General features: G+C 69.2%; 5 protein-coding genes and 1 pseudogene. 4 read left to right on the plus strand and 2 right to left on the minus strand.

Features of this window, described 5'->3' with window-relative positions:
• Nucleotides 1-96: 96 nt before the first annotated feature.
• Nucleotides 97-1,575: a serine/threonine-protein kinase gene (locus ABZV34_RS28645; protein WP_356282644.1), complete on the minus strand. Its 1,479-nt coding sequence runs from the start codon at nucleotides 1,573-1,575 to the stop codon at nucleotides 97-99.
• Between the two features lie 224 nt (nucleotides 1,576-1,799).
• Here ABZV34_RS28645 and ABZV34_RS28650 point away from each other — a divergent pair, with 224 nt between their 5' ends.
• The 4 genes from ABZV34_RS28650 to ABZV34_RS28665 all read left to right on the plus strand — a co-directional run bounded on the left by ABZV34_RS28650 (nucleotide 1,800) and on the right by ABZV34_RS28665 (nucleotide 11,510).
• Entirely contained in the window at nucleotides 1,800-3,452 is a 1,653-nt protein-coding gene (locus tag ABZV34_RS28650) for a PD-(D/E)XK nuclease family protein (RefSeq protein ID WP_356282647.1), read from the plus strand.
• On the plus strand, nucleotides 3,449-4,672 hold the full coding sequence (locus tag ABZV34_RS28655; RefSeq protein ID WP_356282650.1) for a hypothetical protein: 1,224 nt from the start codon (nucleotides 3,449-3,451) through the stop codon (nucleotides 4,670-4,672). The genes ABZV34_RS28650 and ABZV34_RS28655 overlap by 4 nt, the downstream gene beginning before the upstream one ends.
• The gene (locus tag ABZV34_RS28660; protein WP_356282653.1) at nucleotides 4,665-8,339 is read left to right on the plus strand and encodes a hypothetical protein; all 3,675 of its coding nucleotides are present in this window, start codon (nucleotides 4,665-4,667) and stop codon (nucleotides 8,337-8,339) included. Before ABZV34_RS28655 ends, ABZV34_RS28660 begins: the two co-directional genes overlap by 8 nt.
• A gap of 126 nt (nucleotides 8,340-8,465) precedes the next feature.
• Nucleotides 8,466-11,510 carry a DUF3962 domain-containing protein gene (locus tag ABZV34_RS28665; RefSeq protein WP_356282656.1) on the plus strand — a complete coding sequence of 1,015 codons (3,045 nt, stop codon included), beginning with the start codon at nucleotides 8,466-8,468 and terminating at the stop codon, nucleotides 11,508-11,510.
• A gap of 78 nt (nucleotides 11,511-11,588) precedes the next feature.
• Here ABZV34_RS28665 and ABZV34_RS28670 read toward each other — a convergent pair.
• A pseudogene (locus ABZV34_RS28670) lies at nucleotides 11,589-11,846 on the minus strand (transposase); the annotation flags it as partial.
• Between the last annotated feature and the right edge of the window lie 168 nt (nucleotides 11,847-12,014).

A 12,014-nucleotide genomic window follows, 5' to 3' on the forward strand; every position in this document is an offset into this window, starting at 1 on the left:
CAGCGGATACTCCCTGCCCGAACCCGCAGATCAGCCGCCAGACCACTCGAATACACCCGAAGCGATCACTCCGAAATCAAGCCGGTGGATCCGGGCTCAGTCGTCACCGGCGCCCAGCAGGTCCGCCAGTACGGCGGCGGCCGTCGTCTGATGGTCGCAGTCGGAGTGGCCGCATTCGGCGATGTACTCGCCCACCTCGCAGACCAGGGTCGTCAGGTGGCGACGTCCCATCAGTGCGTCCACGGGAACATGCCGTACCTCCGCGGCGCACTCGGCCCAGTCGGAGAGCACGTCGTCGACGTGGTCTCCTCCGCCTGTCTCGGACAGGCGGCACTCCGCCAGCCCGATACGGGCCGCGAGAAACGCGGCGAACGTCGGTTCGCCAGGGCGAGCGATACCGGTCAAATCCCGAACGATGTCCCGGTACCGCTTGCGCGCGCCGACCCCGTGCTTGTAGAGCCTTTCCCGGTCGGCGACCAGAACGCGCGCGGTGAGCACGTCGCCGTCGAACGCGCCCCAGCGCCCCAGGGCAGCGGGAAGCAGTACCGCGAGACGGTCGGATGCGCTGCCCGGCCCCACGCCGGTGCGGTGGATCTCCTCGAACGCCGCGACGAGGGTGCGACGGAAGTCCTCCTGATCGACAGTGCACCCTCGGCGTCGGCCCCGGGAGCGGGGGCCGCGCCGTGAGGCGGGCGTCGGCCCGGGAGGAGTCCGGTCCACCGGGCGCCGGAAAGGCAGGGTCAGATCGGGGGCGATGGCGGGGTGCGGCGCAGGATCCTCGGGGCCCGGCAGGAATGGCCGGAGGATCCCTGCGACCTCACGTGCGGAGGGGCGCAGTCCGGGCTGCTTGGCAAGCATGCGGTCGGTCAGATCCGTGAGTGGGGACGGAAAGCCAGGCAGAATCTCATCGAGACGGGGCGGACGATCGTACAGATGGGCATGGCCCGTCTTGAGTTCGCCGCCCTGGCAGTCGAAAACGGGGCGGCCGGTCACCAGCTCGAAGAAGAGGCAGCCGACGGCGTAGATGTCTGCCGAGCTCGTGGGGTTCTCCTCGCCGTCCAGGACCTCGGGAGCCTTGTAACCCATGGTGCCCGGGGTTTGCCCCTCGGTGTATCTGGTCGCGTCGGGATCGGAGAGTAGGGCGATTCCGAAGTCACTCGTGTACGCCAGCCCCGTGGCGCTTTCGAGCAGGACGTTGTGAGGTTTGATGTCCCGGTGCACGATGCCGTCGTCGTGCACCAAGGCCAGGGTATCCAGGAGCTGAACGGCGAGCGAGACCGCTGCCGCGATGCTCGGCCGGTTCGTGTTCAGGAACGTCCGCAGGTTCGCTCCGTCGATGTACCGCATCGCGAAGTAAGGACGCCGCCGGAAGAGGCCGTGGTGGATCAGGGCGGGAATACCGCTGCCGCCCAGGCGCTCGTGCAGCCGGATCTCCTGTTCGAAGCGTCCCCGCTCAGCGGGGGTCGGTGAGACCTGCCAGCTGTCCAGTGCGGCCCGCACGGCGGCGGGGACGAGGAACTTGATGGCGACAACAGAGTTGTCGGTCAGGTCCACCGCGCGATACACCGCACCCATTCCACCCCCTATCCGGTCGCCGGCGATTCGGAAACGCTCTTCGATGGCCTCGCCTCGCTCCATACGGACGCCTCCCAGCTCTTCAGCGATCAGCCAAAGCACAGAGTAGCGGAAGCTGAGACACTTTCAGGAAGTCGCTTGACTTTGTTCACACCGCCACGTCATGGTTTCTGTCAGAGTCGACCGAGGGGAAGCCCGACACCCCACGCCGCGAGGAGGGCTGTATGGCCGCGTTCCGCAAGCCGCCGCACGCCATCGGGGACAGCAGCCTGCTGAGGATCGGATCCGCACTGGTGCGCCCCGACCCTGCCGGCTGCCCTCTGGGTCGTGCATTGCGGGCCCGTCCCCTGGTGAAGCCACCCGGACGCCCTCCGGCCAAGCCGGTCGAGGACTTCTCCTTCAAGCCCTTCTTCGCCGTGCTCGACTCCGTCGAGCACAAAAGCCGAAGTTTGGACGAGGCTGCAGCGGATCCGGCGAACTTCCGTAAATGCACCCCCGTCCATGCCGCTTGGGCCCGCGAGGCCGCTCGCCGCTACCTGGCCGTCCGGGCGGACATGGAGGCCGCCCGGAGTGCCGAAGGGCACGCCCCGCTCCGGGCCGTCGATTCCGCATGGGTGGCCGGAAGCAAGAAGCTGCCGCAGCCGGACGCGCGCGGGGCGACACAGTACGAACGCACCGTGTGGGGACGAGAGTACGTCTCGGAAGACGGACTCGTGCGCGAGATCTGGATTCCATCCCTAGGTCCCGTCAAGCGTGACCGGCCGCCGGTGGAGATCGCGGCGGTCGCCCATGTCCTGTTGAGCGGACTTCCCTCCCTGACCCCGTTCGGCGCCCCCTCCTCCCCCTTGCCCGGCCCGCACATCCGGCCGCAGCAGGTCAGGGTGATCGGTGTCGGCCTCTCTGACGGCAGCACGGAGACACTCGCCGACTGGACGGCGGACGAGACCGAGCGGCGCTACCGCGTCACGAAGGTCACGGCCGTCATGGCTGAACTTGCCGATGCCACCGAGGCCCGCCCCGGCGGTGACTGCGTGCGATGTGTGGCGCTGCCCGACTGTACGGCCGTTCCCCGGGTGCCGGGGCTGCTCGGCGTGGACTCCACGCCCCGCAAACGGCGCAGCCTCTCCGTCAGCGACCTGCGTGCCTACAAAGACTGCGCCGAGCGCTACCACGCCGTCCGGGTCCTCAAGCTCCGCGACGGTCGTACCGAGAACGCCGCCATCCGCCGGGGGCGGGCGGTGGACGCCTGGCTCAACGACAGGCACGCCGACCCTTCCCGCACCCCTTGTCGAGCTGTCCCCCTCCCCGAAGGGCTGCCCGGACTCGCCGACAGCGAACAGCCCGAAGCCCTCGCCATGCTCCGACTGCACCGAGCACACTGCCCGCTCGACGGGCTGGCGGACCACGAGGCCGTCCAGCCGCAACGGCGCGTCGTCGCCTACGACCCGCAGGCCGACGTGGTCCTGGTCGCGGACTGCGATCTGGTCCACACCGACCGGGGTGGCGTCGTGGTCCGCGAGACCAAGACAACCACGAGCGATTACACCGATCCCGGAGGTCTGATGCGGCAGTACCCGCAGCTGGCGCTCGCCGTTCTCCTTATGGAACGCGGAGTGCTCGGCGGTGACACCCTCCGCTCTCGTGTCGAACTGGAGGTGCTGCGCCCCGACGGCGTCCGCCTCGAACTGCTCGACCCCCACGACCCGCGCACCGCCGCCCGGGCCCGTGCCGAACTGCGCGAACTCGCCACCGACTGGGCCGCCGACGGCGTCTACCGCGCCGCGCCGGCCCCCAGAACCGATTGCGGTACCTGCGAGGTGTCCCGCTGGTGCGGCACGAACCGCGAGCGATCCGACACCCAGGGCGGTGCGGCGTGACCCACCGCCACGACAGTCTGAACGAGGACACCCTGCCGCTGCCCGCCGAGGAGTGGGTCGCCCACGACGGTGTGCCGCTGCTGAAGACCCTCGCTCGGGCGCTACTCGTCCTGGAAGACACCACCGGCCTGGACGCCTTCACCCTGCCCTACCCCGCCGAGGCTCAGCGTGCGCTGGACCGCGCCGTCCTGGCCTGTCTACTACACGGTGAGGAACCGCCCGCTTCTCTGGCCGAGTTGATCGAACGCTGTCGAACGCTGCCGCTCGCCGAATGGCCTCTTGATCTGCCCTCCGATGCAGTGGGCCCGCAGGACATGCTGCTCGACCCGGACTCAGGAAGGCCTGGCGACCTGTGTCACGAGTGGGCCGAACGCTGCCCCGACACCGCCGCCCGGTTCCGTGACCGCATGATCGTGCACACCGCGCTGCGGCTGTGCCGGGAGTACGGCGAAGAAGAGGCGTACACGGAGTTCAGAAGGCTGCTCGTGCGACGCCCTGTGCTGACCGTTGCCGAGCTGTCCGTCCTCGGCGGGGACCTGGTCCTCGAGCCCGTCCACGAACTCGTCACGAAGATCTATCAGGAGGTCCCGGACAGCTATCTCCGCGACGGTCACTACTCGACCTGTGGGCGCTGCCTCACCCTGCTGACCCCAGTCCGCGACGGTTCCTGGTGGTGCGAGCGGGACCGCTGCCGCCGGATCGGGCCGGCGCCGGTAGGGCGACGACTGGAACGGGCGGTGGTCGGGCGGCCGGTCCAACTCGAGAGACCACTGCGGCAGTTCGTCACCGGCCCCGGACGGGCCGAGGCAGATCTGGAACAGGACCTGCTCGCCCTCGGACTCGACGTGCGGATGTGGCCCGGATACGACGCCTACGATCTGCTGGTCACCTTCCCCGACGGACATCGATGGGCCATCGACGTCAAGGACTGGGCCCATCCCGTCTTTCTCGGCCGATCCGCCCGTCCGGTACCCGCAGACCCGCCGTACGACGACGGGTTCTGGGTGGTGCCCCGGCACAGGATCGCCGCCCGGCCCGGCTATCTGGCGGCCTTCGCCCGCGCCCGGCCCGCCCGCGCCCGCGCCCTTCCCCTGCTCACCGACCGTGCTCTGGTCTCGAGGGCCGCCGCCCGGCTCCGTGACCTGAAGACGCCGCGCACCCGCCCCCGCACGGCGGCAGGCCCGAACCGTACATCCCCCGACGGAGTTCCCCATGCGTGACCGCAACAGCTGGAACCGCGACGTCGTCCGCGACCTGAAGAGAGTGTGGTCAGGGGAGCCGGGCCTCGAAGGCCTCCAGCCTGCCCACCTTTGCCAGGTAGAACTGGCCCTGCGCCTCCTCGAACGGATCGCCCCGGACGAGCCCGCCGAGAGCGCGTACGTCCTCCTCGGCGGTTACCCCTACGCGGAAGCCAAAGGGCTCGTCGCCGGTGAGAACGCCCGGACCGCGCTCGCCGCCGCTCGGCACCTGCTGTGGACTCTTCGCCGCAGCCATGCCTGGCGGCACGCCCTGTCGCGGTACCGGCGCGTGCCGGACCGGTTGCGCGCCTACCACTTGCCGGAACCCGGGGTACGGACTCCGCCCCGTCCGATCGTCCCCACCGTGGCCGCCGGTCGTGTCGCCGTCTATGACGAAGCGCTCGCCAGGATTCCCGACTTCGTGCGACGTCCCCTGTCGCTCGCCCCGGCCGGACGCAGTGAGTTCCAAGAGGGCAACCGGGCGACGTCCGTACGCTTCCCGGCCGAACTGATCGAGGACGGGCCAGAGGGCCACGATCTTGCCGCGGGGCCCCCCGTTCGCTCGGGTCCGATCGAGATGACCCGCCAACAACTGCTTTCCACGGCCCGGTGGATGGACGCGGTGGAACGGGACGAGGACGTCGAGCGGCCTGGCCACTGGGAGGAGCGGCTCGCTGAACTACGCATTGCCCCGCGCGACGCCGACGGCAGAGGGTTCACAGAGAGCGACCGAATCGTCCTGGACGGCACGCTGCACCTAGCAGGCATGGTTGGAGCGGGCAAGAGCACCTTCATGGTTCTGGCCGCCGCCACAGCGGCCCGCCTCGGAATGCGCACCACCCTCGTAGTCGGCGACGCAGCCGAACAGCTCCGCCTGTGCGAATTGTTCGACACGCTCGGACTGCCTGCCGTTCCTGTACTCGGCGTCTCCACCCGCGAAACCCATGTGCAGCGCCTCCACCGCCGGCTCGCTTCCCGCGGCCACGACAACCTTCTCGACCACCACGCTCCCGCCTTCGACAACCTCAGCACCGTCTGCGTCGCCGACGCCCTACGCGGCACCGAGGCGATCGAGCCCCTCGCCTATGCCGACGCTCCCTGTACCCGCCTCCACCCGGAGAAGGAGAAGCAAGACCCCGAGGCGGGAGAAGAGCCGGAAACCACCCTGCCGGAGCCATGGCGCCCCTTACGGACACAGCCGGTCCGGCGACGCCGACCGGCGGGGCCGGACCGGGCCGGCGACGCCACTGCCACCCCACACGGCTGCCCCCTGTGGTCACGATGCCCCCGGCACCGGGCCGCCCGCCATCAGGTCGATGCCCTGATCTGGGTCGCCAACCCCTCAAGCCTGGTGCAGAGCCCGGTCGCCTCCCACCTCAACGACGAGCGGCTCCGCCAGCTGGAACTCGCCTGTCGGCGCAGCAACCTGGTCTTCGTCGACGAGGCCGACTCCGTACAGATGCGCTTCGACGAACTCTTCGCCCCCTCCGCCACTCTGGTGAAACCGGGCACCGAATCATGGCTCGACCAGCTGCACACCCACAAGATCGAGGAACTGAGCAGGCGCGGCAGGCTACTGCTCGCCGATCGGGACGTGGAGCAGTGGAACGCGGCCCTTTCCGTCGTCGCCATCGCCGCCGACCGGATCTTCCAGCGCCTCATCTCCGACACCGATCTGCGCGAGTGGGTAGACCAGGAGTACTTCAGCCCCTGGGCCCTTCAGGAGAAGCTGATCGCGGAATGGTTCGTGCTGACTCGTGAATCAGGTCGTCCTGAGTCGGCCGAGCCGTCTACCGAAGACGAGCGCAATCTGTATGAGGGGTACGAGGACGATCCCGACGGAGTGGAGGACATTGCGGCGACGACGACCGCTGTCGACCCTCGGCGAGCCGCGATCACCGCGGTACTGGACGAATTCCGGGACGATCCGCTGGGCGACGGGGACTTCGAGAATCCTCTCGCCACACGCCTGTCCGATGCCGCGAAGGACCTGATGCACACCCTGTCTCCGACGGCGGCCCGGGACCGGATCGACACCCTGCTCGATGAGCTTCTTCAGAGCACGCCCATCTTGACGGAGATGACCCCGGACCGGCGTGAGGAATGGCGGAACACCACCTGCGACCGACTGGAGTTCGTTCTCCTCCTCTCCGTACTCCACCAGCGACTGGACCGGCTCACCTTTCTCTGGCCCATGGTGGAGGCGGTCCTCCGCCTCGACCGGCAGGGGAAGGAGCTGGCCCGCCGCGCGCCTCTCGACTACGCACCGCTCATCCCCGAGGCCCCCATGGGCAACGTCCTGGGCTACCAGTACCAACCGCACGAGGACACGTACGATGAAGTGGGCCGTACCACCGGTACGCTGCGCTTTTTCCGCTGCGCGGGCGTCGGCCGTGAACTCCTGCTCTCTCTGACCAGCCTCGGCGAGGACTGCGAGACCGGGCGCCCTGGCCCCAACGTCGTGCTCATGTCGGGGACCAGCTGGGCAGGGGAGTCCACACGAGCCCACATCCTGGCCCCCGTCGGAGCGGTCCTCATGCCGTCGGAGGCATCCCTGGAGGGTGTCGGCCAGACCCGGTTCGCCACGCACTTCCTCTATGACGCTGCCGGAGAACCTATGCGGCTCTCCGGCACCGCCCTCGAAGCACGCATCCCTCAGGCCAGAGCCATGGCCGAGCGGTTGGCCAGGCCCGGAGCCGGCGGTGCGGGTAGCGTCCTCGATCAGGAACTCGCCCGCATTCCCGACGACCACCGTCGGCGTGTCCTGCTCCTGGTGGGCAGTTACCGTGAAGCGTACGCCGTGGCCGCGACCGTCGAAGGTCAGCGCTCGGAGCGGTGGAAGGGCCGGGTTCGTGTCCTCGTACCGGACGACGCCGACCTGGGGCACCTGCCCGGTGTGGATGGCCCAGACCTCTTGGCCAGCCTCCGCCGGGGCGACCTCGCCACCTTCGCCGAGGATCCCGAAGCTGAGATCCTCGTCGCCCCGCTGATGGCCGTGGAACGCGGCCACAACATCCTCAACTCGCAGGGCAGGGCGGCCTTCGGTACCGCCGTTTTCCTCGCCCGTCCGCACCCCCGCCCCGACGATCTCTCCCTCTCCGTCCACGCCCTCAACGACTGGATTAGCCGGTTCGTCCGAGACCAGTCGCGGGACGACGACCGAGACGGTCCCGCCACCTTCACCGACCTGGTGCGCAAGGCTGAGAGCCTTGACAGGGCGGGCCACGCATTGCGTCAGGAAGCCCGGAAGGAATGGCGCCGACTGCTCTCCCGCCGCTACGCCTACTCCGCACTCCGGCCCTGGGAGAAGCGCGCCTTTGCCTGGGACCAACTGGTCACAATGTGGCAGGTCATCGGCCGTCTCGTACGTGGCGGAGTGCCTGCCCGGGTGCTCTTCGTCGACGCTGCCTTCGCACCGGCAGCCGCCTGGGCCTCCGCCCCCGCTGCCCGGCCGACCGGGAGCCGGCGGCTTGACGCCGGGCTCCTGCACGCCCTGCGGGCCGTACTCGACCCCTACTTCGCTCCTGCGCATCTTCTGAACTCCGGCCCGGGCTTTGCAGATCCTGCCGACCCGGCGGTGGCCCGTCTCCTCTACAGCCCCCTGTACAGCGCACTCGGACGGATCGACCACCTCAACCCTGCTCCCTGAGGGTGCACGCGCTGGCCCTACGACGGCTTGCACGGCGCAGAGGCGCGGCACCCGGCCCGACATTCCGCTCCGGCATCTCTCCGATGCCATCCAGTACCGCTCAGACGCCGAGGGAAGACCCACGACATGCCCGTGAACTACCAGAACGTCTGTACCGCATCTTGGCTCCCGGGCGGCTGGGACGCCTCCGTCATCGGCCGCTACCGGGCTCTGGCCTTTCCCGAACAGTGGCGCGACTGCGTCCTCGAACTCTGCAACGCCGGCCGTGACGAGGACGCGGAGCCCTGGCGCACCGCACCCACCCGGGCCCTGGAGCAGGCGATCCAGGCTTACGCACCCGACGTCCTGGTCATGCCTCGCCCATTCGGAGCACGCACCGAGGGCGATCCCGCGCGCTGGCTGTACGCAGACGCCGACATCCCGGACCCGCTGCCGCCCGAGGTCCTCGCGACCCTCATCGCACACTGGTTGCGCGACCTCCGTCCCGAGCCGGAGCACCGCGGCCTGCTCCGTCAGACACGTGCCGAGCTCGCCGCACACACTCCGCAGTGGGAAGCGGTCGAGCGTGAACTCGTCGCATGCGACCGTACCGACGGAGGCACCGCCGCCCCCGGCGGACACCAGTTCACGCTCACTCCGGACTGGCTGGCCCGACGCATCCTCGACCTCGGCCCTTACCCATTCGAAGGAGGCTCCCTCCATTTCCGGGCCATGCCACGCGGCCCCCGTGACAAGGGCGCCGAACTCGTCTCGCAGCCGCTTCCGCACGATGCGGGCGGCTCCAAGGGCGTCTGGTGGTTCTCGATCATCCTCAACATCACCTTGCACACCGTGCCCTTCGACCCGCTTCCCCGCTACCACTTGCACTGGAGCATCCGTCGCTGGGCGACACGGGTGAGCCCTGCGGGCGGTCGCCTGAGGCTCCCCTACGGCAGCCGCACTTCCGTCCTGCTGCGCCCCAGGGTCCCGGTTCTGCCCGGCGTACCGCTCAGCGAAAGGTTCGCCGTCGCCCAGCTGGAGCGGTACCGCGACCGCGACACGGGAACCTTCAGCGACCGCTGGGCCCACGGCGGACCGGCCAGACTTCTCGGCGGAGTCGTCCTTGGCGAACAGCTGCCCGGAGCCGAAGACCTGCTCACAGACCCCGAGAAATGGCTCGCCGACGGGGCGCGCGCCGGCATCGTCTTCCGCACCGCGATGGGGCGCCATGAGGTCGGCCCCGGCCTGATGCCGGACCAGGTCTCCCGGCTCACCGAATGGGCCGGGCAGGCAGTGCCCGGAGAGCTACGCACCGCCCCGCCCCACCAGCGGGTCGGCCTGACGGGCAAGCGCCCCCTCAACGCCCCGCCGACGAACGTGAAGCCGGACGAGAAGGAGGCGGAGGAAGCACGCAGGACGTCCGAGCGGAGGCGTGCCACCGCTCTCGCGGTCTCCGCGTACGGCGGTCCCGTCGACGGTGGCCGGCCCATCCTCGAACTCCAGCTGGTGTGGCAGAACGCCGGGATGCGGCAGACTGCGATCACCGCACTTGTGGAACTGCTCGGTCTGCCCGGGCCCGTGGATGCGGACGCCGCCGCCATCGCGGCCGGAACTGACGAGACAGCCCATCGCGACGCCCGTGCCGACCGGCCCGTCGCCCTGAAGTGGAGCACACCCGAACTCGTTGTTCGGCTGAACTGTTTCCGCCCTGTCCACTGTCGTGCCGACGGAAGCACGGTGGCGCTCACCGACGGCCTGGAGCTCCCCGCGGAGGGCCGCCGAACGGAAGCCGTCGTGTCGGCGGCCCTGCATTCCCGCCGTAAGGAGACAGCCAGCTGGCTCCGGGCCAGCGAGGACCGTGAATCTGAGCGGAGCACCCCGCCGGCTCTCGCGCTGGTGGAGATCGACCGGCCTGGCGACTTCGCGAGTACCGACCACGACTCGAAGTTCGCTCTCCGGCTTGGATTCGCTGACGCGGGCCTCGTCTCCCAGTTCCTCGCTGTCCCCAAGAAGGTCAAGGGCTACAACACCGTCGGCAATCAGCATCACCGTGCCCGCATGGCCTGGGACGACGGACTGCGCCAGCTCGGCGCGCGGGTGTACCCCGAGCTCGGGATCGACAGCGGCCTACCTGACGGACTGCGCCATGCGGCCGTGTGGATGGTCCGCAGGAACCGCACCAGCCGGAACCGGTGGGCCACGGATGTTCCGGTAGGGGTCCTGGTCACTCCCGAGGGTGACGGTATGTCCAGGATTCAGGGGTGGGATCCGGACGCGGACGACGGTGTGGGCGCCTGGGTCCCGTACCCGACCATGCTGATCAGGCTCACCCGGCTCGCCGAGGTTCGACCCCCGCTGCCCGCGCCGCGTACGGGGGAAAAGATTCCCCGGCGCCGAAGCTGGCACTCAGACCGTGCGGAGCAACGTCGGCGCGCAGAGGAATGGCTGCACCGGATCCGTGCCTCGCTCCGGCATGAACCCACACTCCTCCTGGTCGAAGCCCAGAACGCCCGCTCTCACTGGACGTGGCTCCAGGACGGCCGTACCGAATCCGATCGCATGCGGGACGGTGAGGCGGATTCCCGGCGCCTCGATCCCGATCTGCGCCTGGTCCGGGTCCGTACCGGGCGAGGACGCGAAACCCCGCAGTGGTGGGGCGTAAATCCGGGCGACGGAGCGAATGGCATCGCGGCAGGTCTGTGGCGCCCCGCAGGAAGCGAACCCGATGGCAGGGTCTTTCACTCGGCCAACTCCAAGCCGGTGCAGTTCAAGTCCTCCGCCGTCGAAGCCGACAAACTTGCGCCCCGCCCTATCCGGATGGGTAAACGTAAAGGCGAACTCACCATCGACACCGGCATGGTCGGTTGGACCCCCGATCTTTTGGAGATCTCGGTTCTCGGCTGCCACCCGGAAGCTGGCGACGATCCACAGGCCCTCGCCTCCGCGGTCCACCTGCTGCGCCAGCCGCCGGACTACCCGGAAGCACTCTCACTGCCGCTCCCGCTACACCTTGCAGGTCTCGGTCAGGACTACGTACTGCCGCACCGGGCCGCAGCTGAAACTCCTTCGGACGCACCGGAGGTCATGGACCCGGTCGCGGATTCCGACCCCGTCAACAGCGTGGCAGCCGGCCTGGAGGAGGAGACCGACGCCGTCGAGACAGCCGACCAGCTGACATTGTTCGACTGCTGACCCTGTCTATCCATCAGTCGACGCGTGGCGATCCAGGACGAGGAGCGCGAGGGGCCCCGCTGCCTCGTCGCCGGGGCGGATGGGCAGCAGGTCTCGGCGCCTCCTGGCCTGGTCGGCGATCACGTACGCATCGACGGCGGCGGACTTGCCCTCGCCGCGGTAGCCGTCGGACGCCCGGTTCACCAGTCGGCCGGGCATGTTGAGGACCTTTTGGCCGTGGCTGACCAGCAAGGCCAGCAGCAGCTCGGGTTCCTAATTGGCGACCCGCCGCGACAGTAATGTCTTGCCGTCCACGTCCAGGGCAAGGCCGTGATGGTGGCCCTTGCCGACGTCGATCCCCGCCCATCTCCGGCTCGTCGCGCTCCTGACACGCGTGTTCGTACTCTTCGTGCCACGGACGACCTCGTCGGCATTGCTCTACACAGCGACGTGTTCGCACTTCCTAATCGGCGGCCGAGTCGTCGTGGGGCGCTGAGCGGCAGCGGCCTGAAAGCCACGCCCAGC

Origin of the sequence: Streptomyces sp. NPDC005195, from assembly GCF_040608315.1 — a bacterium.
In the GTDB taxonomy this organism is placed as follows: Bacteria; Actinomycetota; Actinomycetes; order Streptomycetales; family Streptomycetaceae; genus Streptomyces; species Streptomyces kaempferi.